Origin of the sequence: Paraburkholderia sp. BR10954 (assembly GCF_040965775.1) — a bacterium.
Classification (GTDB): Bacteria; Pseudomonadota; Gammaproteobacteria; order Burkholderiales; family Burkholderiaceae; genus Paraburkholderia; species Paraburkholderia youngii.
On sequence record NZ_JBFRCK010000001.1, the window covers coordinates 356,671 to 377,776 of the forward strand.

Here is a 21,106-nt window from a genome sequence, read left to right on the forward strand (position 1 = left end):
GGCAGAGCGCGCGCCCGAATGTCGAACCGTCAACGTATGCGTGCGGCCGTTTGTGGCCGCTTTGCACTCGCTGGACCATGACGCTGTCCAGCGGCCATCCGCGCGAATGTTTCGCGCAATCAGGAACACATCGCCGCCGCGCGAGCTGATCTGGCCGAGATTGATCACTGCTGCGTTCGATCTGCCCGGCAGCGTGAGCGCTCCGACACTTGCGTGCCGGAGCGCTTCGCATTTACGCGCGCAAGGGCCTTAACCCCGTGCGCACTTCGTTCGCGAAAATCATCGGTTCTTCCCACGCCGCAAAATGCCCACCCGTTTCGGGCTTGTTGAAGTAAATCAGGTTGTGATATGCCTTTTCGGTCCAACTCTTCGGCGCCTGGTAGTTCTCTCCCGGAAACGCGCTCACAGCGGCGGGCACATTGACGTCTGCCGCGAGGAAGAAGTTCGCGTGCGATTCCCAATAGAAGCGAGCCGCCGAAACCCCCGTATTGGTGAGCCAATAGAGTGTGATGTCGTCGAGCACATCGTCACGGGTTAGCGCGCCTGCGGAATGACCGTTGACGGGATGACCGAGCACGGCAGCGCTCAACGCCGCAGCGGGCTGGCCGTAACCATCGCCATGATCGAGCAGCCACGATGCCAGCGCGACCGGCGAGTCGGCGAGTCCGTACAGCGTCTGTGGGCGTGTGCCCATTTCGAATGCGTAGCCGCGCTTCTTCTTGAAGTTGGCGCTCAACTGTTCATACGCGTGCTGCTCCTCGTCCGATAAGCCGGCAGGCATCGCGTCGCCCGCGGCCAGCGACTTCAGAACCTCTGCGGGAACGGAAGCAGGGAAGTTCACGTGAATCCCCATCAGTTCGGGCGGCGCCTGTTTAGCCATGATGTTGGTCACGATGCCGCCGAGATCGCCGCCCTGCGATGCAAAACGCTGATATCCGAGCCGCTTCATCAACGTGACCCACGCGCGGGCGGTGCGCTCCGGACCCCAGCCCGTTGTGGTTGGTCTCGCTGAAAAACCATAACCGGGCAATGATGGAATCACGAGATGAAAGGCGTCCGAAGCCGGCGCGCCATACGCAGTCGGATTGACGAGCGGATCGATGATCTTGAACTGTTCGATCACCGAGCCGGGCCAGCCGTGCGTCACGATCAATGGCATCGCGTTGTCGTGCTTCGATCGCACATGGATGAAATGGATATCGAGTCCATCGATCTCGGTGACAAACTGCGGATACGAATTCAGCCGCGCCTCGCATTTGCGCCAGTCATAGCCGGTCGCCCAGTATTGCGCGAGCCCCTGAATGGTGGCGAGCTGAATACCCTGCGATTCGTCGGACACCGTCTCGCGATCCGGCCAGCGCGTGGCCGTGATGCGACGCCGCATGTCGACGAGCTGCGAGTCGGGAACATGAACGTGGAGCGGACGAATTGCGGACCTGTCGCCGTTCGCGGGTTCCACGATTTTGCCGACTTCCGGGTTCGTATCTGCGAATGCGAGGCGGCTCAGCGAGCCTGCGGCGAGCGCCGCGGCGGCCACACCGACGAAGTGTCGACGCGATGCGGATTGTGGGGTGTCTTTTGACATGGAATCGATCTCCTGCCTTGATCAGTGTGTTACGAGTGAAGTCTGCGACGTACAGCTTCACGAAGTCATACGTGCCCGTGGGTTTGCGTCCCGGCGCCCGGTTCGCGATCGCGTATTTGACCGGATGAACGTATCCCGTTTGTGTCCCGGGAGCTGGATGTGTGTAAGCGCGCGTATCCAGTCTGTTTGCAGATACTCTCGGGTACAAAACGGAGATGGGGGGCGAGAGAGGGAAGGGAGTGACCACTGGGATGGCGTAACGTCGTGACGTCTCAGTCGCTTTTGCTGTCCGGCTCGGCTTCGATGTTCTTCACGCCACGCGAAGACCTCATTCGATATTCACTCGGGGACAATCCAGTCTTGCGCTTGAACAATTGTCGAAATGTGCTGATATCGCCATAACCGACACGTTGGCTTACGGCCTCGAGTCCAATTGGGCGCGTTTCCAGCAGGCGTTTCGCGACCTCGATGCGCAGGTTTTGCAAATACGTCAACGGTGCCAGCCCGACGGCTTCCTTGAAACGGCGATTGAGCGTGCGTTCGCTGACAGCAAGCGATGCCGCCAGATCGCTCAACCGGAATCCCTGCTGCAGTGTAGCCTCCATCTGCTGCTGGGCGCGCGCGACGAGCGTGTCGGTATGCCCATGTTCGTCGAGAAGCGTTGCGAAGGAAGCCTGCGACGTCCGGTTCGTGTCGATCAACAGCGCCTTCGCGGTCATCGTAGCGAGTTCTTCGCCGGCGAATGTTTCGACGAGCCGCACCGCGAGATTCAGATACGAGGTCACGGAGCCTCCCGAGATGATGCCGTCTTGCGCGATCAGCAGTTCGTTTGCGCGAACTTCGACGCGCGGATAGCGGCGCGCAAAGTCCGACGCTCTCGCCCAGTGCGTCGTTGCGGCGCGGCCATCCAGCAGGCCGGCCTCGGCGAGCAGGTAATTCGCCGTGCAATAAGCCGCCAGGACAGCGCCTGCCTTGCGTTGGCGCCGCAGCGCGGAAGACAGTTCGTTCAACTGCTCGCGGCGCCCGATGAACTCGTCGATGTTCGAGAAAAACGGTGCCGTCAGCAAGACCGCGTCCGCCCGTTTGCGCGGGTCGATCTTTCCGTCGACGTGAATGGTCTGACCCGACGCAGACCTGACGGGATGACCGTCGAGCGATTCCACGCGCCATACGAACATGGGCGCGGATGTCATGCCCGCTGCAGTCCTGCGCGCATGGAACTGATTAGCGGCGCTGAAGACGTCAACAGGCCCCGCGACGCCGGACGCGAGGATGCCGTCATAGACCCAGATGCGGACGATAGCCATACGCGTGTCTGAAATTCCTCGAATAATGGCGATACTGCCACTTTTGGGCGAACCGGTAAACTCCGATCATGGCCACATCCCATGAACTGAACGCAGGAGCAGCACCATGCCAATGATCGATGCACTGTGGCCCGAGGACGCCTTGACGCCCGAGGCCGAAGCGCGCCTCGTCAGGGAACTGACCGACATTCTCATCAGGGCCGAGGGGTACGATCCCGCCAGTCAGATCGCACAGCGTGTCACTGTATTCCATCTTCATCGGCCTGCTGCGATCTACGTCGGCGGTGAACGCACGAACACGATCCGCTACCGGATCATCCCGTCCGTACCCGAGGGGCAATACACCGACGAATCGCGTCGCTGGCTCGTCAGACAGGTCACGGAAGCGGTGGCGCGCGCGGAGAACAGGCCGTTCGATGACGTCGCGCCGCGCGTCTGGGTCTTCCCAACCGAGATACCCGATGGCGCCTGGGGCACGCGCGGCGCGATCTGGATGCTGCCCGATATTCATGCGCTGCTGGCGGGCGAGTCGGAGCGCGACGCAGGCGTTGCCCGGCTTGCGCGACGCCGGCTCGAAAAAGCGCACATCACGCTCGAAGCAGCGCTCGATGCCACGAGCGCAGGCGTCGCGAGCAAATCATCCCTGGAGCGCCCAGCATGAAATTCAACGATACAGCCCCCGTAATGGCACCCGCAGGCGGTCCGCCGCTCTGGCTGACGAATCTCGCTGGAAACGCGACGCTCGAGGCCTCCGTGCTGAAGCGTCCAGTCGAAGGGACGAGCCGATATTCTCTCCGTGATCAAACACGCGGTCTCGCTCTATGAATTTCAACACCACAGCTATAAGGGCGCGATTGGCGATGGCTTGTATATGGAGTCCTATCGCTCGCAGATCCAGGGCATGCCGATCGAGACGGTGGTCGTCGCGCACATGAACGAGCACGGCGAGACGGAGTCCGTGGTCATTAGTCATCGCCCGCTCAATGCGGTGCTGCTGTTTTCGAAACTGATGTGGGAGCGGGTCGATGAGCGCTTCCGGGATCGCTATCTGAGCGGACCTGAAGCAGCGGCACTCAATACGGTATCGGGCCCGGCCTCACGCGAGGACGGTTGCACCGGAGCGACTTCTCGATGACAGATGCTCCTGATGGCGTACGCGAACGCTATCGCACGACCGGTGTGATCGAACGGCTGAAACCGCACTCACCGACGGTGTTCGAGGCCGTGCGATGAAACGGCTTCTTCTTAACTTGACGACAGCCACTGTGCTGATCGCTTCCGCTGGAGTTTCCATGGCCCACACCACTCCGATGCCAGCCACGCCGACCACGAAGATATTGGCGATTGGTACTTTTCCGCCGGGCACGGACATGCAGCTTGTCCAAGACATTCTTCCGTCCGAAGCTCGCGAGACGGCGCAACTCTACCTCGAGGGCAAGATTGATCAGTGGTATTCACTGCAAGACCGGGCTGGGGTGGCGTTCATTTTGAACGTTACCGACGTGAGTCAAGCACATGAAATGCTCGAGGCACTTCCATTGGGGAAAGCGCATTTGATGACATTCTCGATGCTCCCAATGGGTCCACTGAAGCCGTTGGGCAAGCTTTTGAATCCGCCTTCGCCCCAGTAGTAAGCGCTGGAGCGTACCGGGCTGCTGCGCCGCCGCTTTGGGGCGCCCCAAGGAATTCCGAAGCAACGAAGCGCATTCAGCTGACGCAATTTCGCACTAAACGAGAGTGACGATCATGTTCAAACTAGTAACGAAGGCGACGGTCTTCCCCATAGTAGCTGTGGGCGTTTCCGCATGCCAGATAGTGCCGGCATCATCCTCGTCGGCGCCGAAAGTTGAAGTCGGCGAGTTGCAGGTCGATCCTGACATCAAGCTGCGTCATATGATCTATCGGCCCGCGCAATCCAGGGGTACGGTACTGTTCCTGCACGGTTTCCCGGAGACGATGTATGCGTGGAAGCCGATCGCCGAATCCCTGTCGAGCGACTACGAGGTGCATGCTTTTGACTGGCCTGGCTACGGGCAGTCTTCGCGTCCAGCCGCTGATCGCTTCGGGTACGCGCCGAAGGATTATGCGCGTGTGCTGGCTGACTATATCCGCACGTCCGGCATCGACAGTTCGAAGCTCGTGATTTATGCGACCGATATCGGGGCCCTGCCTGCGCTGCTGGCGGCATTGGAGCAACCGGATATCGCAAGGGAGATCATCGTTGGCGACTTTGCCCCGTTCAACCGCCCACAGTACATGTACGAAAGCCTGCAGGGCTTGAAGTCAAAGCCTTCGTCCGACGTCGTGCGGGCTGCGATGAACAGGAACCGTGACGAAATCCTGGCAAACACGTTCTTCCGCGGCTTGTCGGAGGGGGAGCGCTACCCGTTGTCCCAGGAGTTCAGGGACGATATGGCGAAAGGGTGGGGCGGTGATGTCACTTCGGCAGATGCCTTTTTTCATTACTACTCTCACTTCACCCGCGACCAGGACTACTTCGAAGCCAATATGGCAACCCTGAAGATCCCCGTGAAGGTGGTGTGGGGTGAGCAGGATATCTATATCAGGAAGGAAATGGGCGTTGAGTACGCGAATCGTAACGGCGTGAAGCTTTCGATTCTCCCTAAACTCGGCCATTTTCCGCATCTGCAAGCGCCTGAACAGACGGTGAACGAAGTTCGGGCTGCGTTCAGCGCGGGCGGCAATCCTGTCAGTGACTAGCGCGAATGCGCGGGTGATGCACACGCGGTTTCTGACACCGCGATGGCCTCGTTTGCCGTGCTTTCGGTCGCGGAATCCGAAAAGATGATCCAGACCGCGTTCCGCGAAGTGTCCGACATGCCCGCTGACGTCCGGGCTTTTTCACGCTCGATCGGAAAGCGCGCTGCCCGCGCTTGAGCCTCTTCATAGACAACGAAAGATTGAAGCCACCGAAAGCGGCATATGCCAGGCCTTGAATCCCTCAGCGAAGGCATGGACGAGCGCATTGCGCGCGCAGTGGATGAGCCTGACACCGGGTTTGTTGCTGCTAGAAACGGCTTGCGCTTTGGCCCTGCGTTGGCGTGATCACCACGCCCGAGCGAGCGTGAAGGGTGAAGCCTCGCCGATTTCGCGCCCGCGCATCCCTGTCACCTCACCGACGGCGCAAATGTTCGTCCCGTTCGAATAGTTCCACGAGCCAGTCGATGAAGACGCGCACTTTCGCGCTCAGATAACGGTTGGGTGCGTAGATCACATGCACGGGGATAATTGGTTGCCGCCAATCCACGAGGAGCGGCATGAGTCTGCCTGCGACGATCGCGTCGCGCACCGAGTAGGTCGGCGCCTGGATGACGCCGAGACTGGCGAGCCCAGCCGCGAGATAGGCATTCGTATCGTTGACGACGAGCCGATGACTCAAGTCGAGTCCCTCTTTCCGGTCGTCATACAAAAATGGGAACGACGGCGGGTAGCCTGCGCTGGACGGAATCATGCCGATCGTCGGCAGATTGCGTAACTCGTCCGGTGATGTCGGAGCGCCGCGCGCGTCGAGCAGCGCGGGCGTCGCGCATGTAGTGAAACCGAAACTGCCGATCTGCCGGGCGACCATGGACTGCTCGTCGACCGTGCCGGCGCGGATCGCACAGTCGAAGCCTTCGGCGATCAGATCGGCGCGTTCATTGCCCACTTCGAGTTCGATTCCGATCTCGGGATAGGTGCGGTAAAAGTCGTCGAGAGCGGGGATCACCACGAGCGCGCCGATTGCAGTCGCAGCCTCGACACGCAGTCGGCCCGACGGTTTCATCCGCGCATGCGTGGTCGACGATTCGATATCCGCGAGTTCCGCAAGCAGGCGCACGACGCGCTCGTAGTAGATCGCGCCTTCCGGGGTGACCGTGACCGAGCGCGTCGTCCGGTGCAGCAGACGGACCTTCAGTTCTTCTTCCAGCTTCTGGATGAGCCGCGTCAGCGACGCATTCGGCATGTCGAGTGTTTCCGCTGCCTTCGTGAACGTGCCGGCTTCCACCACACGGACGAAGGCGTTCATCGCTGCGATGCGGTCCATGATCGGCGTCTCCGTTATATGGGGAAGACGCCATTAGACCGCAAATCGCGTGCCCCGCTGCTATTGACCGGTGAAGTCCATGACCGGCCTCGGACGTCCGGCCTTCAGCGCCTCGACGGCGGAACGGATGCCGCGCTGTGCGTCGTCGGATTCGAACAAGGGCATCGCGATGTCGAACATCGCTTCGTCAGCGGCCGCGACGCCGCCCACCGCCCACGCGCGCAGCAGCGCCTTGTGCGCGGCATAGGCGCGCGTGGGGCCGTGTGCGAGCTTGCGCGCGAAATCGGCTGCAGCCTTCAGCAGATTGGCGTCGGCAACGACGCGATTGACGATGCCAAAGCGTTCCATCGTCGCGGCCGGGACTTTCTCCGATGTCAGCGCCCACTCGGATGCACGCGATCGCCCCGCGCGCTCCGCGACCCGATAGATGCCGCCGAGCACGGTGACGATGCCGAGCGTCTGTTCGGGATGGCCGAACGTCGCGGATTCGGCCGCGAGGATCACGTCCGCGCGCAGCGCGAGTTCGAAGCCGCCGCCGAAGCACAGTCCTTGCACAGCGGCGACGACCGGCACCGGAAGACGCTCGAAGCGGTTAAACACGGACATGTAGTGGTCGAAGCGCGCACGCAGCTCGCGCGCGTTCGCATCGGGCCACGTCATGATGTCGCCGCCGAACGAGAAGTTTTCGCCTTCGCTGCGCACGAGCAGAGCGCGCGCGTCGCTGCGCTCGATCGTGGTGACTGCTGCGGCCAGCTCGTCGATCATCTGGTCGTCGATGCGATTTTGAGGAGGGCGATCGATTACGATTGTCGCGAGGCCTTCGTCGAAATTGACAGTCAGGTGAGCCATGGAGAGATCCTTTGTCGTGAGGATGGACGTTAGGCGAGGTGTTGTTTGAACCACTCGACAGCGGCTTCGCTGGAAAGGCGGAACTGCGACAGATACGGGTCGAAGTGTCCTCCTTCGATCGTCACGAGCCGCTTGGGCTGCAGCGCGCGTTCGTAGGCTGCGAGTTCGAGGTCGGTCAACGTGATCGCGTCGCGCGTCGCGACCACCATCAACAGCGGGGTTGGCGAAACGCGCGCGATCCATTGGCCCGGCTCGTACATTCGTGCGGCACGCGTCGAGCGAGCCGTGACGTTGTTTTCCCAGGCACCATCCGGCAGCGGCTGCAAATAGAATTCGAGCGCGTCTTTCGCTCGATACGACGCGGCAACCGCGGGATCGCTACTGACGACCGCCTGACGCCGCGGCGGCTCGCCGCGCAGTTGCGCGCGATCGTCATCGGCAAACGCTTCTTCGAGGGCAGCGACATTCTCCGGCGCAATGCGGCGCAGCCCCTGTTCGTAGCCGCTGATCGTCGGTACTTGCGCGACGACGCAGCGCAGGCGACGCTCGGTCGCGCCGAGCAAGATCGCGTGACCGCCCGCGTAGCTCGTGCCCCACAGGCCGATCCGCTTCGGATCGACGACGTCAAGAGTTTCGAGGAAGCTGATCGCGCGCCGCCAGTCCGCGATCTGACGCCACGGATCGATGTCGTGACGGGGCGTGCCTTCGCTCGCGCCGAAGCCGCGATGATCGTGCAGCAGCACGACGAAACCGGCTTCCGCGAAAGCGCGCGCGAACGGTTCGAGTCCGTGTTCCTTCACACCCGCGTAGCCATGGGCCATCGTGATCGCGGGGCGGCGTCCACCGCCGGCGGGAACGAACAGCCAGCCGCGCAGCTTGACGCCGCCGTCCACTTCGAATTCAACGTCGGTACGTTTCACCATTTCAATCTCCAGTGAATGTGACTCAGCGCGCGGATTACGCGCTGCGATAAAAGAGGCTCCCGTCGACCACGCCTTGCAAACGATGGCCGAGTTCGGCCGAGAATCTGAGCGCACCGCCGAGCGGACGATGATGGATCGCCACGTGCACGATCTTGCCTTGCGGATTCTTCGTCAGGACGGTAATGCCGCGCATCTGTTCGCCGCCGAAGGCCTGCACTTCCCATTCGAGGTAATCGCGCAGCCCGCTGTGCGCCTCGTGCGTGAACAAGAGCGACTCATAGATCCGGCTCGCGGTGGTCATGACGGTCTTGACCTGATCGATGCCGACGGCTGGCTTCGCGAGTACGCTCGCTTCGAGCATCACATCGGGCGAAAACGTGTCGGCGAACGCATCGGCGGATTTCTGCCCGAACGCGCGGGTCCATCCTTGCGGTGACACCGGCACGTCCGGAGCGTTCAGCACAGCGACGTTGCGCTCGATGTTCGCGAGAAAAGATCCGACGGCATGCGCGATCGCGGCGGGTTGCTCGACGTGCGGCCAGTGGCCGGCGCGCGCGATCGATGCGACGTGCGGGGCCCTGAATCGTGGCGTTACGCCGACCGAGATCAATTCGGCCGTGGCGAAGGTGTCTCCATCGCCACGAATGATCAGCACCGGGCCAAGGTATCGCGAAGGGTTCGCACCCATGGGATGGCCCTCGTTCCAGAGGTCGGCGAAAGTGCCTGCTGCGTTTGCATCGACACGGTCGCCCAGTTGCCCAAGCCGCTCGAGTTGAGCGTCGTCCAGATTCACCGACACGTGGCGACGTAACTCGCGTTGCGCCGCCGGATCGCCGCCAAGCGCATGAAACCCGCGCATCGCTTCGGCCGCCAGACGGGTGCCGCGCAACGGCACCGGCGTCAGAAGCACGAGGCCTCGTACCTGCTCGTTTAGCCGTACCGCGGCGAGCTCGGCGATCTGCGCTCCCATGCTATGACCGATCAGCACCACCGGCCGCGACAGCGCGCGGATCTGCGTCGTGATGTCCGCGGCGAAACGATCGAGACTGTATGGGCCGGGGTCGGCGGCGCGCGCCCCCATTCCCGGCAAATCGACGCACAGTGCGCCGGATGCGCGCTCGCCGAGATGCCGCGCGAGGTCGTCCCAGACTGCGGCGCCGTCGAGGAATCCGTGGATAAACACGAGCAAGGGCCGGCTCGGATGAGTGGGATTCATGGATGTTCCCTGTCAGGCTGGTGGAATTGAAAATCAGCGTGTCGCGCCGGATGCGGACCAGTTCGCCGCGTCGATCGGCGAGTAACCGTCCGCGAAGTCATCGAGCCGGCCGATGCGGCGGTCCTGGAGCCGCGCGAGCACCTGCGGGTCGAGCGGCGTCGTGAACGCGCTTTGCACGACCGTGTATTCGGCGGCAAGGCGACCGACGGCTTGCAGTGCGGCGGTGTCGATGCGGCCGCGATCGAGGTAAAGGTCGTCGCGGATCTGAAAGCGCAGCACTTCGCCGAACACAACGTGGTCGTGCTGGTCGCCGATCGGGATGATCCGATCGACTTTGCATTCGAGCGCGATGGGCGCGGCCTTCACGCGCGGCGGCCGGACCATCAGCGATGCCGCCTTTTCCAGGCCAACTGCTTCGAACTCGTCGACGTCGGACGGGAATTCGAAAGCGCTGCGGTGCATCGCATCCGCGAGTTCGAGATTGACGATGTTGACGACGAACTCGCCAGTGTCGCGAATGTTGACGAATGTGTCCTTCAGCGTGATGCCGTCCGAGCGCGGTTGCATCGAGATCGAGATCATCGGCGGCTTGCGGCCGACCGCGGTGAAGAACGATATTGGCGCGAGGTTCGCGACGCCGTCTTTCGAAAGCGTGCTGACCCACGCAATGGCGCGCGGCAGAATCGAGCCGATCAACAGCTTGTAGTTCGCGGCGGCGTCCTGGGTGGAGGGATCGACGATCATGATGGAGGTCCTTGCGAAGTGACGGGCAATCGGCGTTACGCAGGCCGGCGTGCGACGATCAGTTTTGCGGTCATGTCCTGCACGATCTGGCCGTGCTGATTGATCGTTTTCGATCGCAGCGCGACGGTTCCGCGATCGGTGCGTGAGCGCGAAGGGATCAGTTCCACCACTTCGCTTTCCACGTGCAGGATGTCGCCGGGGCGCGTCGGCGTCTTCCATTCGACTTCGCAGCCGGCTCCGAGTACGCCGTTGATCAGCTTCGGGCCCTCGCTGACGAGCAGACGCATCGTGATCGCCGCGGTATGCCAGCCACTCGCTGCGAGGCCGCCGAACATGGTGCCGCGGGCGGCTTCCTCGTCGAGATGGAATGGCTGCGGATCGAACTCCGCGGCGAACCGCTTGATAGCGGCCGCGCTGACTTCGTACGTGCCGGTGATGGAGGTGTCGCCGACCTTGAGGTCGTCGAAATAAAGCGCCTGCCGATTCATGAGCGTCTCCTCTTGAGCCAGGGATGCGGGAGACCGGCTGGTAGCGTTGGTATCCCGTGTGTCGTGCAGCTACTGTAGGGAAGGGCTCGGCGAGGAGTAAGAGGGTGCCGCTGAATGGATTATTTCAGGCGGATCAATAATCGAACGTGTTGCGGGCGGCCCGGGTGGCCGCGAGGTTAGCCGCTCGAGTGCATGTTCGCGCGCCGCATACCGAGGTGCGCGAACATGCACGTTTCGAAGCTAGTAGCGAGCCACTTCGACTATCGCGTCCGCAAACGCCTGCGGTGCCTCCTGGGGCAAGTTGTGACCAATGCCGCCCCCGATAGTACGTTGCGCGTATCTGCCGACGAATTTCCCCGCATACGACGCGGGCTCCGGATGAGGGGCGCCGTTCGCATCGCCTTCCAGCGCGATCGTCGGCACGCTAATGACAGGTGCCGCTGCGAGGCGCTTCTCCAGCGCGTCGTATTGAGGCTCGCCACTCGACAAACCCAAACGCCAACGGTAATTGTCGATCACGACAGCAACATGGTCCGGATTCTCGAACGCGGCCGCCGAGCGCGCGAACGTCGCATCGTCGAAGGACCATTTCGGCGACGCGAGTTGCCAGATCAGCTTCGCAAAGTCATTGCGGTTCGCTTCATAGCCCTGCCTGCCGCGCTCGGTGGCGAAATAGAACTGATACCACCACGAAAGCTCCGCCTTCGGCGGCAATGGCTTGCTCCCGACCCTCTGGCTGCCGATCAGATACCCGCTCACCGACACCAACGCCTGGCACCGTTGCGGCCACAGTGCGGCGACGATATTTGCCGTGCGCGCTCCCCAGTCGAAACCCCCGAGAATCGCTCGCCGGATCTTTAGCGCATCCATCAGCGCGATGACGTCGACGGCGAGTACCGATTGCTGACCATTGCGAATCGTCGCGGGTGAAAGAAAGCGCGTCGTGCCGTAACCGCGCAAATGTGGAACGATCACCCGATAGCCCGCCGATGCGATGCGCAGCGAAGTGTCGGCAAAGCTGTGGATGTCGTATGGCCAGCCATGAAGCAGGATCACCACGGGACCATCGGCGGGTCCCACTTCGGCGTAGCCAATGTTCAGCACGCCGGCGTCGATCTGCTTGATCGTCGCGAACGATGTGGGTCGCGGCGCACCGCTACTGTTTTTATCTCCTGCAAGCGACGGGGCATTTGCCCAGCCGTTCAATCCGAGGTTGAGCGCGCCGACGCCGATGGCGGCGCTCCCGAGAAGGCGTCGACGACGCCTGTTGATTTCATCCGACATCACGAAGCTCCTTCGAACGTTACGCGGTGCGACGCAGCGATCAGCGCAGCGACCTGAAGGCAGCGCGAATTTCTTCGGAGAAAAGTTGCGGCTGTTCCCATGCCGCGAAGTGGCCGCCCTTGTTCACTTCGTTGAAGTAGATGAGGTTGTGATAGCTGCGCTCGGTCCAGCTGCGGGGCGCCTGATAAATCTCGCCGGGAAACACGGTCACGGCGGCTGGGATCGAGATGTTCACACTATTGAAGTTGTTCGCGTTGTTGGTCCAGTAAAGCTGCGCCGCCGACGTGGAGGTATTGGTCAGCCAGTACAGCGTGATGTCGTCGAGCATCTCGTCTTTGCTCAACGACCGTTCCGGATCGCCGCCGCTGTAAGTCCAGTCCGCGAATTTGTCGTACATCCATGCGGCCTGTCCGACCGGGGAGTCCGCGAGCGCATAGCCGATCGTCTGTGGACGTGTGACCATCATCGCCGCATAGCCGCCGCCGCGCGTGTACAGATTGTTCAGCGACTGATAGGCGGCTTTCTCCTTGTCCGACAGTCCACGCGGCGGCGGATCGCCTGCCTTCAGCCGCTTTGCGATCTCGGGCGGCACGGTCGCCGGCATGTTGACGTGAATGCCGAGCAGGCCCGGCGGCTGTTGCGCGGCCATCTTGTCGGCGATCACCGAGCCCCAGTCGCCGCCCTGTGCGACGTAGTGCTGATAGCCGAGGCGCCGCATCAGTTCTTCCCATGCTCGCGCGATGTGATCTGGCGTCCAGTCCGCCGTCGACGGCTTACCCGAAAATCCGTATCCGGGCATCGATGGCAGAACCAGATCGAACGAATCTTCCGCACGTCCTCCGTACGCTACCGGGTCAGTCAACGGTCCGATCACCTTCAGCTCCTCGAACACGGAGCCGGGCCAGCCATGCGTCATGATCAGCGGTAACGCACCGGGATTTTTCGAGCGCACCCAGATGAAGTGAATATCGACGCCATCGATCGTCGTGACGTACTGCGGCAGCGCGTTCAGCTTCGCTTCGGCGTTGCGCCAGTCGTAATCGGTGCCCCAATACTGCACGAGCGCCTGCAGCTTCGCGAGCTGCGCGCCCTGCGACCGGTCCGTCACCGTCTCCGGTTGCGGCCAGCGTGTCTGCGCGATGCGTTTCTTCAGGTCGGCTAGTTGCGCGTCGGAAAAGTGCGCGGTGAACGGGCGGATGGCCGTGTCGTCCGCCGACGCAGCGGACGTCGCGGGCGCCTGCGCCGCAAGCGCGGTCGCGGACGTGTTGTCAATGGCGGCCGCCGCGATCAGCGCGGTGACAAGAAGGGATTTAAGGCCTTTCATGAGGAGTTCTCCTGACCTGCGATAGGGAAACGGTGACTAGAATGGGAACTGAAAGAGTCGGTCGACCGCTGGTGCGAAAGGATCGTTGAGTACCGCTTATTTGCGTTCAATCAAATCCGTGCATCCATAGCGCATTTATATGAGCGGCCGCCGATATCGCAAAGGACGTAGAAACTACGGTTTCAGGACACCATTCGAAGGAACCGCCGTGCCGTCAGTCGCGTTCGTTGTGTTCGATGGGTTTCACGCCATGTCGCTCGCCGCGCAGCCGGTGTTTTCGTTTGCCAATCAGAAATTCGGTGAATCGTTCTACGAAATCGTCACGCTGTCGGAACGTGGCGAGCCAGTCAGACCGATCGGTGGCCCCACGGTGATGACCGAACCCTTCGGAGAGCGGGCGTTCGACACGGTCCTGTTCACGGGCGGCGATCCCGGCGCGGCGCGGCCGTCCCCGGGGCTGCTCGCCTATGCGCGCCACAGCGCGCTGACGGCCCGGCGGGTCGCCGCGATTTGCACGGGTGCCTTCGTGCTGGCGGAAGCGGGTCTGCTCGACGGCAAGCGCGCCACCACGCACTGGGTCTATGCGTCCGCGCTGCGCACGCGTTTTCCGCGCATTCGCGTGGAGGAAGACCGGATTTTCGCGGTCGACGGTTCGGTCTGGACGTCGGCGGGCATGACAGCGGGGATCGATCTCGGGCTGGCGTTAGTTGAGGCCGACCTGGGCGTGGACGTTGCGAGATCGGTCGCGCAAACGCTCGTCGTCTCTCATCGGCGCGCCGGTGGTCAGTCCCAGCATTCAGCGTTGCTGGAGCTTGATGCGAAGTCCGACCGCATTCAGTCCGCGCTGACCTACGCGCGGAAGAATCTCGCGCAACCGCTGCTGGTGGAGCAACTGGCTGAAGTGGCGCGTCTCAGCCCGCGTCAGTTCAGCCGCGCGTTCCGGGCGGAGACGGGGCAATCGCCCGCCAAGGCCGTGGAGAGACTGCGTCTCGAAGCGGCGCGCCTCATGCTGGAACGAAGCCGCCATACGGTCGAACAGATCGCGCAACAGACGGGATTCGCCGACCCGCGCCGCATGCGCGATGCGTTCACTCGGGCGTTCGGCCAACCGCCACAGGCGATACGTCGCAACGCGCGCTCGGCCGCGCTAGGGTGAGGCGCACGGCGTCGCACCGTCTACGATCATTAGGTCTGGTCGGCAATGACGCGCGCCACCGTCCGCAGCGATTGCTCGAGTGTCGTTAGGCCGACCGAGCCGAGCGCGAGCCGGATCGCGTGCGGCACATGCGCCGACGCGGCGAACGGGTGCGCTGTCGAAACGGCAATCTTCTCGCGCCTCAAAGCCATCGCGATTGCGTCCGCGCGCACTTCCTGAGCAAGCGGGAGCCACAGAAAGTACGAGACCGGATGGCCGATCCGTTTCACCCCGGCTAGCAAACGCGCCGCGATCGCCTGGCGCATCGCGGCGTCGCGGCGTTTGTCGGCCGCGAGCATGTCGACCGTGCCGTCTTCGATCCAGCCGCATGCGATGGCGGTCAGGGTCGCCGGCGTGTTCCACGTGGTTGCCCGGATGGTTCGTTCGAGCTTCGGAATCGAGCTTGCCGGCGCATGCATGAAGCCGACGCGAAGCCCGGTCGCGACGCTCTTGGAAAGGCTGGAGACGTAGACGGTCAACTCCGGCGCGAGCGATGCCAGCGGCGGTGGCGCGTTTTCTACGAGGAATGCGTACGCGGCATCCTCGATGACCAGCAGTCCATGCCGCCGCGCAATTGCGACCAGTTCACGACGGCGCGTCGCGCTCATCACCCAGCCGAGCGGGTTGTGCAGCGTCGGCATCGTGTAGACGGCCCGTACCCGCCGCCGCTTGCAAAGTGCCGCCAAGGCATCGAGGTCCGGACCGTTTCCCGCGGCCGGGATCGCGACGAGCTCCAGCCGGTTGATCTCGGCGGCAAGCTTGAATCCCGGGTAGGTCAGCGCGTCCACGGCCACCACGTCGCCGGGTTCGAGCAACGCCAACGCGGTCGTCGACAGTCCGTGCTGCGCACCACTCACGAGCAGGACGGTATCGGGCGTCGCGCTCAGGCCCGCCTTGGCCAGATGACGCGCGACGCTCGCGCGTTCGTGCTCGCGGCCGCCGTGGGGCTGGTAGCGCAGCAGCGCCGCCAGATTGCCGGCGCCCGCAAGCTCGCGCAGCGCCGCCCTGAACGAAGCTACCTGATCGGCACTCGACGGGTAGTTGAAGCTCAGATCGACCGTGTCGGCGTCCCACGCGTGCAAGTCGATACCTTCGCCACGCGGCAGTGGCTCTTTCACGAACGTACCGCGCCGCGTTTCGCCGCTCACGAGGCCCATCGACTGAAGCTCGGCGTAGACGCGCGTGGCCGTCACCAGCGCGAGGCCTTCGCGCGCAGCGAGTTCGCGGTGCGTCGGCAGTCGCGTTCCGGGCGGCAAACGGCCCGCGCGGATATCGGCCGCGAAACGATCGACGCGATGTTTGTAGCGCAGCTCGGGCATGGCAATGTATCCATGACAATAATTTGATTGTATTGATACCCGGTCCTACGATGGAAGTACACCCCTACTCAGCGAGCAAGCCATGCATATCGCCATCCTGACCTTCGACGGCTTCAACGAACTCGACTCGCTGATTGCGCTGAATATTCTGAACCGGGTCAAAGCGCCCGGCTGGCGTGTCTCGATAGCGAGCCCCACATCGCATGTGCGATCGATGAACGGTGTCGTTCTTCAGGCGCAGGCGTCGCTGGAAGAGGCCAAAGACGCACAGGCGGTGCTGGTGGGCAGCGGCGTCCGAACGCGCGACGTGGTGGCGGATGCGGCGCTGATGTCACGGCTCGAGTTGGACCCGGGACGCCAACTGTTGGGCGCGCAATGCTCTGGCACGCTGATACTCGCGAAGCTCGGGCTGCTCGACGGCGTTCCGGCATGCACGGACTCGACCACGAAACCGTGGGTCGAGGAGGCCGGTGTCGCGGTGCTCGATCGTCCGTTCGTGGCGAACCGGAACGTCGCCACCGCGGGAGGATGCCTGTCGTCGCAATATCTCGCGGCATGGCTGATCGCGCGCCTCGTGAGCGTCGAGGCTGCTCGCAATGCGATTCAATATGTCGCGCCCGTGGGTGAGAAGGACGTCTACGTCGAGCGCGCGATGACGAACATCGCGCCTTTTCTGAAAATCGGCGTCGTCAGCGCTTTCATGCCGAGATTGGATTCGCGTCGGGCTGGCTTGCCTGGTCGGCGCCATACACGATCGCCGTGACCGCCGGACCGCTGAGCATGGGGCCGATCGTATCGAACGGACGGCGTTCGGTGCCGCGCAGGTTCGGCACCCACTTCAGCACGGCGGCGAGCGCAGCGATGCAAACGGGGAGGTTGAGCGGAAAGATCCAGCGCCAGGACGCATATGTCGTAACGAGTCCACCCAATGGAGGGCCGACCAAAGGCGCAACGACGCCCGGCCACGTGATCATGTTGATGGCTCGCATCAGTCGCGGCTTGTCGGTCAAGCGTACGACGACGAGGCGTCCGACCGGCACCATCAGCGCGCCTCCGATACCCTGCAACACCCGGGCGGCGGTGAACTCGAACGCGTTCTGCGCGATGGCGCACAACAACGACGCGACGGTGAATGTCACGATGGCCGAAAAATGAACCGTTCGAGATCCAAAGCGATCGGCGACCCAGCCGCTCGCCGGAATGAAGACTGCGAGCGCGATCATATAGGCGCTCATACCGAGACTGATCGCACTGAGATTCGCGCCGAACGAGTGCGCCATCTGCGGCAGCGCGGTCGCGATGACCGTGGCGTCGAGATACTCGATGAAGAAGGTCGCGGCCACGACATAAGCCAGCGGCCAGACCGAACTGAAGGGTGATGACGAATTTTCCATGGCAATACGGCCGGGTGTGATGATTGGCTATAGTAGGAAGCCGCTTCCAAAATGCCGATTGCGATTTTCTGAATCCGACGTTTATCTTTTGGCTACGGCGAACGTCAACCTGGTGAATGCCGTCGTATCCGGCAACGCCGGACGCGCGATCTGCTCGATGAAGCCAAGTTGACCGATCGCTAGCGCACAGGCGCCGCGTTGCATGATGAATCGATTCCCGCATCAAAACACAACCCACGGGCTCACGCACCATGGACCTGAACCTCATCGGCCTGTTCGTCGAGATCGTCGAATCTCGCAGTTTGAGCGGCGCCGCGCGCAAGCTCGGCATGACGCGCGCGAACATCAGCCAGCGGCTCAAGCTGCTGGAACGCGAAACGGGCGCGCAATTGCTGCGCCGCTCGACGCGCAGCTTCGAGCTCACGCAAGCCGGGCACATGCTGTACGACAGCGGCAAGCGCATGCTGGAAGACCTGCATGCGGCGCGCGCGTCGATCGACAGCCTCGGTCAAACCTTGAGCGGCCGTGTGCGCATCAGCGTGCCGACGGGCTTTGGCCGTATGTTCATCGGCTCGAAGCTGCTGGAGTTTGCGCGCGCGCACGAGAGCATCAAACTCGATGTCACGTTCAACAATCGTGTCGAAGACCTGATTGCAGCTGAAGTCGATGTCGCGTTGAGAATCACGCGCACGCCACCGCTCGATTGCGTGGCGCGCAATATCTGTCCGATCGACTGGCATCTTTACGCGTCGGCGGAGTACATGCAGGCGCATGGTCCGATCGAGTCTCCCGCTGATCTTCAACGGCAGACGTTCGTCGCGTCGCCGCATCCGGACAGGCGCGTGACGATGACGCTTACGCACCGGCATAACGAAGCCGATTGGCACGACATCACGATCCAGCCCGCGCTGCAATCATCGGACTATCCGTTTCTCACCGAAGCGGTGGCGCAAGGCCTTGGTGTCGGGCTGCTGCCGGCGTACATCGAGTTCGCGCCCGCGAGCAGCGGCCTCCTGCGCATCCTGCCGCAATACCGCGTCGCGGGGCCGCAAAACACGCTCTATATCGTGACGCTGCCCAATCGCTATCCGTCGGCGGCAACACAGGCGCTGATCGACTATCTGCGCGCTGAAGTCGTGGCGCTCGCGAAAGCCTGGGATTGAAGCGGGCGCGCTGCGTCAAGTTTCAGTTAACAGTTCGTCAATTGCCAGTTGGATTGTCAATGCGGTAGCTGCCTTCCACAATCGCCCTACACCCATGACATGGAGACAAGGGCGATGCCAGAAGCTTCTACGGCTGCCGTAAGGCATGAACTGCGCGACGGCATTCTCGTCGTCAGCGTCGACAATCCGCCGGTCAACGCTCTCGGCGCGAAGGTGCGGTCCGAACTGCGCACCGCCATTGAAGCCGCGCAACACAATCCCGATGTCAAAGCCATTCTGTTGATCGGCGCCGGCCGCAACTTCATCGGCGGCGCGGATATTCGCGAGTTCGGCAATCCGCCCGTGCCGCCGTCGCTCCCGGAAGTGTGCAACCGGATCGAAGCCAGCGCGAAGCTCGTCGTTGCCGCGATTCACGGTGCGGCGCTCGGCGGCGGACTGGAAGTCGCGCTGGCGGCGCATTATCGGATCGCCTTGTCCGACGCGAAGCTCGGCTTGCCTGAAGTAACGCTAGGCCTGTTGCCGGGCGCGGGAGGCACGCAACGCATGCCGCGTCTGCTCGGCGCCAAGGCCGCGCTCGAACTGATGTTGAGCGGCCGTCACGTCGGCGCGAATGAAGCGCACGCGCTCGGCCTGATCGATCGTGTCGGCGCGAGCGCTGACGTGTTGGCCGAAGGCCTCGCGTATGCGCGTTCATTGCTGACGGCACGTGCCCCGGTGCGTCGCACCTGCGATGCACGAGGACTCGCGGATCGAGCGGCGAGCCGCGCGGCGATCGAAGCCGCACGCGTTGAAGTGTCGCAGCGGTCGCGGCAACTTTTCTCCCCACTGAAGATCGTCGATGCAGTGCAAGCCGCGCTCGAAATGTCCTTCGACGATGGCCTGCGCCACGAACGTCAACTGTTTCTGCAATGTCTCGACAGTCCGCAGCGCGCGGGCCTGGTTCATGCGTTCTTCGCTGAGCGTGCCGCACAGAAGGCGCCGGAATCGCGCAAGGCGAAGCCGCGCGCGATTGCAAGCGTCGGTGTGATCGGGGGCGGCACGATGGGCGCGGGTATCGCGGTGTCGCTGCTCGATGCGGGACTGTCCGTGACGATGATCGAACGCGACGATGCATCGCTCGCACGCGGCTGCGCGCACGTCGACACGGTGTACGACGCGCTGATCGCCAAAGGCCGCATGACACCGCAAGCCAAAGCGGCGCTTCTCGCGCGCTTCGATGGCAGCACTTCCTATGATGCCCTTGGCGCCGTCGATCTCGTCATCGAAGCGGTCTTCGAAGACATGGCCGTGAAAGAGGCCGTGTTCTCCGAACTCGATCGCGTATGCAAGCCGGGCGCGGTGCTCGCGAGCAACACGTCGTATCTCGACATCGACGCGATCGCCGCGAGTATCTCGCGCCCCGCCGATGTGATCGGCCTTCACTTCTTCTCTCCGGCGAACCTGATGAAGTTGCTGGAAGTCGTGGTGCCCGCGCAGGTCAGCGCCGATGTGGTCGCCACGGCGTTCGATCTCGCGAAGAAGCTGCGCAAGGTGCCGGTGCGCGCAGGCGTATGCGATGGCTTCATCGGCAATCGCGTGCTGGCGATCTATCGCGCGGCCGCGGACCACATGATGGAAGACGGCGCGTCGCCGTATCAGATCGACCGCGCGGTGCGCGAATTCGGTTTTCCGATGGGACCGTTCCAGGTGTCGGACCTCGCGGGAGGCGACATCGGCTGGGCCACGCGCAAGCGCCGCGCCGCCACGCGCGATCCGAAGCTGCGCTACGTGCAGATCGCCGATCGTATCTGCGAGCGCGGCTGGTTCGGGCAGAAAACCGGCCGCGGCTATTACCTGTATGCCGATGGCGCGCGCACCGGCCAACCCGATCCCGACGTCGAAGCGATCATCGACGCCGAGCGCGAGCGCGCCAACATCACGCCGCGCACCTTCACCGATGACGAAATCATGCGTCGCTACATGGCGGCGATGATCAACGAAGGCGCGAACGTCGTGCATGAAGGCATCGCGTTGCGGCCGCTCGACGTGGACGTCACGTTTCTTCACGGCTACGGCTTTCCGCGTCATCGCGGCGGGCCGATGAAATATGCCGATAGCGTCGGCCTCGCCAATGTGCTTGCCGATATCCGCGAGTTCGCGAAAGAAGATCCGGTCTTCTGGCAGCCGTCGCCGCTCATCGTCGAGCTGGTCGAACGCGGCGCGACGCTCGCGAGCCTCAATCAATCCGCTTGAACCTCGCTTGAACCAAGCTTGAACCCGACATACAGGAG

19 protein-coding genes and 1 pseudogene are annotated in these 21,106 nt (G+C 62.8%); 8 read left to right on the plus strand and 12 right to left on the minus strand.

Features of this window, described 5'->3' with window-relative positions; translation table 11 throughout:
- Nucleotides 1-232: 232 nt before the first annotated feature.
- Both AB4Y34_RS01615 and AB4Y34_RS01620 read right to left on the minus strand, forming a co-directional pair.
- A complete protein-coding gene (locus tag AB4Y34_RS01615) occupies nt 233-1,585 on the minus strand; it encodes an alpha/beta fold hydrolase (RefSeq protein WP_368715034.1) in 1,353 nt (450 codons plus the stop codon).
- Nucleotides 1,586-1,857: 272 nt separating this feature from the next.
- Nucleotides 1,858-2,892: a GlxA family transcriptional regulator gene (locus AB4Y34_RS01620; protein ID WP_368715035.1), complete on the minus strand. Its 1,035-nt coding sequence runs from the start codon at nt 2,890-2,892 to the stop codon at nt 1,858-1,860.
- A 106-nt stretch (nt 2,893-2,998) separates the two neighbouring features.
- Here AB4Y34_RS01620 and AB4Y34_RS01625 point away from each other — a divergent pair, with 106 nt between their 5' ends.
- The 4 genes from AB4Y34_RS01625 (at nt 2,999) to AB4Y34_RS01640 (ending at nt 5,613) form a co-directional block, all read left to right on the plus strand.
- Complete coding sequence (locus tag AB4Y34_RS01625; RefSeq protein WP_368715036.1) at nt 2,999-3,553, plus strand: Tautomerase enzyme; 555 nt, start codon at nt 2,999-3,001, stop codon at nt 3,551-3,553.
- A 135-nt stretch (nt 3,554-3,688) separates the two neighbouring features.
- Nucleotides 3,689-4,027, plus strand: coding sequence for a hypothetical protein (locus AB4Y34_RS01630; protein WP_368715037.1), 339 nt, complete (start codon nt 3,689-3,691; stop codon nt 4,025-4,027).
- A gap of 157 nt (nt 4,028-4,184) precedes the next feature.
- The gene (locus tag AB4Y34_RS01635; RefSeq protein ID WP_176386092.1) at nt 4,185-4,523 is read left to right on the plus strand and encodes a muconolactone Delta-isomerase family protein; all 339 of its coding nucleotides are present in this window, start codon (nt 4,185-4,187) and stop codon (nt 4,521-4,523) included.
- 115 nt (nt 4,524-4,638) lie between these two features.
- Nucleotides 4,639-5,613, plus strand: coding sequence for an alpha/beta fold hydrolase (locus AB4Y34_RS01640; protein ID WP_368715038.1), 975 nt, complete (start codon nt 4,639-4,641; stop codon nt 5,611-5,613).
- Nucleotides 5,614-6,025: 412 nt separating this feature from the next.
- On the opposite strand, the gene AB4Y34_RS01645 is transcribed toward AB4Y34_RS01640, so the two are convergent.
- The 8 genes from AB4Y34_RS01645 to AB4Y34_RS01680 all read right to left on the minus strand — a co-directional run bounded on the left by AB4Y34_RS01645 (nt 6,026) and on the right by AB4Y34_RS01680 (nt 13,765).
- Entirely contained in the window at nt 6,026-6,937 is a 912-nt protein-coding gene (locus AB4Y34_RS01645) for a LysR family transcriptional regulator (protein ID WP_368715039.1), read from the minus strand.
- A 60-nt stretch (nt 6,938-6,997) separates the two neighbouring features.
- Nucleotides 6,998-7,786, minus strand: coding sequence for an enoyl-CoA hydratase/isomerase family protein (locus tag AB4Y34_RS01650; RefSeq protein ID WP_368715040.1), 789 nt, complete (start codon nt 7,784-7,786; stop codon nt 6,998-7,000).
- 29 nt (nt 7,787-7,815) lie between these two features.
- Nucleotides 7,816-8,757, minus strand: coding sequence for an alpha/beta hydrolase (locus tag AB4Y34_RS01655; RefSeq protein ID WP_368715169.1), 942 nt, complete (start codon nt 8,755-8,757; stop codon nt 7,816-7,818).
- Nucleotides 8,744-9,925, minus strand: coding sequence for an alpha/beta fold hydrolase (locus AB4Y34_RS01660; RefSeq protein ID WP_368715041.1), 1,182 nt, complete (start codon nt 9,923-9,925; stop codon nt 8,744-8,746). Before AB4Y34_RS01660 ends, AB4Y34_RS01655 begins: the two co-directional genes overlap by 14 nt.
- Before the next feature lie 33 nt (nt 9,926-9,958).
- Nucleotides 9,959-10,669 (minus strand): flavin reductase family protein, encoded by a 711-nt coding sequence (locus tag AB4Y34_RS01665; RefSeq protein WP_176385513.1) that lies wholly within the window; start codon nt 10,667-10,669, stop codon nt 9,959-9,961.
- A gap of 35 nt (nt 10,670-10,704) precedes the next feature.
- Nucleotides 10,705-11,157 carry a MaoC family dehydratase gene (locus AB4Y34_RS01670; RefSeq protein ID WP_176123973.1) on the minus strand — a complete coding sequence of 151 codons (453 nt, stop codon included), beginning with the start codon at nt 11,155-11,157 and terminating at the stop codon, nt 10,705-10,707.
- A 240-nt stretch (nt 11,158-11,397) separates the two neighbouring features.
- Entirely contained in the window at nt 11,398-12,441 is a 1,044-nt protein-coding gene (locus tag AB4Y34_RS01675) for an alpha/beta fold hydrolase (protein WP_368715042.1), read from the minus strand.
- 40 nt (nt 12,442-12,481) lie between these two features.
- The gene (locus AB4Y34_RS01680; RefSeq protein WP_368715043.1) at nt 12,482-13,765 is read right to left on the minus strand and encodes an epoxide hydrolase family protein; all 1,284 of its coding nucleotides are present in this window, start codon (nt 13,763-13,765) and stop codon (nt 12,482-12,484) included.
- Nucleotides 13,766-13,973: 208 nt separating this feature from the next.
- On the opposite strand from AB4Y34_RS01680, the gene AB4Y34_RS01685 reads away from it, so the two are divergent.
- Nucleotides 13,974-14,921, plus strand: coding sequence for a GlxA family transcriptional regulator (locus tag AB4Y34_RS01685; protein WP_176385507.1), 948 nt, complete (start codon nt 13,974-13,976; stop codon nt 14,919-14,921).
- Between the two features lie 29 nt (nt 14,922-14,950).
- On the opposite strand, the gene AB4Y34_RS01690 is transcribed toward AB4Y34_RS01685, so the two are convergent.
- Nucleotides 14,951-16,279, minus strand: coding sequence for a PLP-dependent aminotransferase family protein (locus AB4Y34_RS01690; protein ID WP_368715044.1), 1,329 nt, complete (start codon nt 16,277-16,279; stop codon nt 14,951-14,953).
- An 82-nt stretch (nt 16,280-16,361) separates the two neighbouring features.
- On the opposite strand from AB4Y34_RS01690, the gene AB4Y34_RS01695 reads away from it, so the two are divergent.
- On the plus strand, nt 16,362-17,042 hold the full coding sequence (locus AB4Y34_RS01695) for a DJ-1/PfpI family protein (RefSeq protein WP_368715045.1): 681 nt from the start codon (nt 16,362-16,364) through the stop codon (nt 17,040-17,042).
- Here AB4Y34_RS01695 and AB4Y34_RS01700 read toward each other — a convergent pair.
- A pseudogene (locus AB4Y34_RS01700) lies at nt 16,990-17,673 on the minus strand (MFS transporter); the annotation flags it as partial. The gene AB4Y34_RS01695 and the pseudogene AB4Y34_RS01700 overlap by 53 nt on opposite strands.
- 251 nt (nt 17,674-17,924) lie before the next feature.
- Here AB4Y34_RS01700 and AB4Y34_RS01705 point away from each other — a divergent pair.
- Nucleotides 17,925-18,836, plus strand: coding sequence for a LysR family transcriptional regulator (locus AB4Y34_RS01705; protein WP_368715046.1), 912 nt, complete (start codon nt 17,925-17,927; stop codon nt 18,834-18,836).
- A 114-nt stretch (nt 18,837-18,950) separates the two neighbouring features.
- Nucleotides 18,951-21,068, plus strand: a complete 2,118-nt coding sequence (locus AB4Y34_RS01710) for a 3-hydroxyacyl-CoA dehydrogenase NAD-binding domain-containing protein (RefSeq protein WP_368715047.1) — start codon at nt 18,951-18,953, stop codon at nt 21,066-21,068.
- The last annotated feature ends 38 nt before the right edge of the window (nt 21,069-21,106 follow it).

What these genes read in the sequence shown, in the direction of transcription:
- AB4Y34_RS01615 (WP_368715034.1), bottom strand. Translation starts at nt 1,585, where the DNA reads ATGTCAAAAGACACCCCACAATCCGCATCGCGTCGACACTTCGTCGGT.
- AB4Y34_RS01620 (WP_368715035.1), bottom strand. Translation starts at nt 2,892, where the DNA reads ATGGCTATCGTCCGCATCTGGGTCTATGACGGCATCCTCGCGTCCGGC.
- AB4Y34_RS01625 (WP_368715036.1), top strand. Translation starts at nt 2,999, where the DNA reads ATGCCAATGATCGATGCACTGTGGCCCGAGGACGCCTTGACGCCCGAG.
- AB4Y34_RS01635 (WP_176386092.1), top strand. Translation starts at nt 4,185, where the DNA reads ATGGCCCACACCACTCCGATGCCAGCCACGCCGACCACGAAGATATTG.
- AB4Y34_RS01640 (WP_368715038.1), top strand. Translation starts at nt 4,639, where the DNA reads ATGTTCAAACTAGTAACGAAGGCGACGGTCTTCCCCATAGTAGCTGTG.
- AB4Y34_RS01645 (WP_368715039.1), bottom strand. Translation starts at nt 6,937, where the DNA reads ATGGACCGCATCGCAGCGATGAACGCCTTCGTCCGTGTGGTGGAAGCC.
- AB4Y34_RS01650 (WP_368715040.1), bottom strand. Translation starts at nt 7,786, where the DNA reads ATGGCTCACCTGACTGTCAATTTCGACGAAGGCCTCGCGACAATCGTA.
- AB4Y34_RS01660 (WP_368715041.1), bottom strand. Translation starts at nt 9,925, where the DNA reads ATGAATCCCACTCATCCGAGCCGGCCCTTGCTCGTGTTTATCCACGGA.
- AB4Y34_RS01665 (WP_176385513.1), bottom strand. Translation starts at nt 10,669, where the DNA reads ATGATCGTCGATCCCTCCACCCAGGACGCCGCCGCGAACTACAAGCTG.
- AB4Y34_RS01670 (WP_176123973.1), bottom strand. Translation starts at nt 11,157, where the DNA reads ATGAATCGGCAGGCGCTTTATTTCGACGACCTCAAGGTCGGCGACACC.
- AB4Y34_RS01675 (WP_368715042.1), bottom strand. Translation starts at nt 12,441, where the DNA reads ATGTCGGATGAAATCAACAGGCGTCGTCGACGCCTTCTCGGGAGCGCC.
- AB4Y34_RS01680 (WP_368715043.1), bottom strand. Translation starts at nt 13,765, where the DNA reads ATGAAAGGCCTTAAATCCCTTCTTGTCACCGCGCTGATCGCGGCGGCC.
- AB4Y34_RS01690 (WP_368715044.1), bottom strand. Translation starts at nt 16,279, where the DNA reads ATGCCCGAGCTGCGCTACAAACATCGCGTCGATCGTTTCGCGGCCGAT.
- AB4Y34_RS01695 (WP_368715045.1), top strand. Translation starts at nt 16,362, where the DNA reads ATGCATATCGCCATCCTGACCTTCGACGGCTTCAACGAACTCGACTCG.
- AB4Y34_RS01705 (WP_368715046.1), top strand. Translation starts at nt 17,925, where the DNA reads ATGGACCTGAACCTCATCGGCCTGTTCGTCGAGATCGTCGAATCTCGC.
- AB4Y34_RS01710 (WP_368715047.1), top strand. Translation starts at nt 18,951, where the DNA reads ATGCCAGAAGCTTCTACGGCTGCCGTAAGGCATGAACTGCGCGACGGC.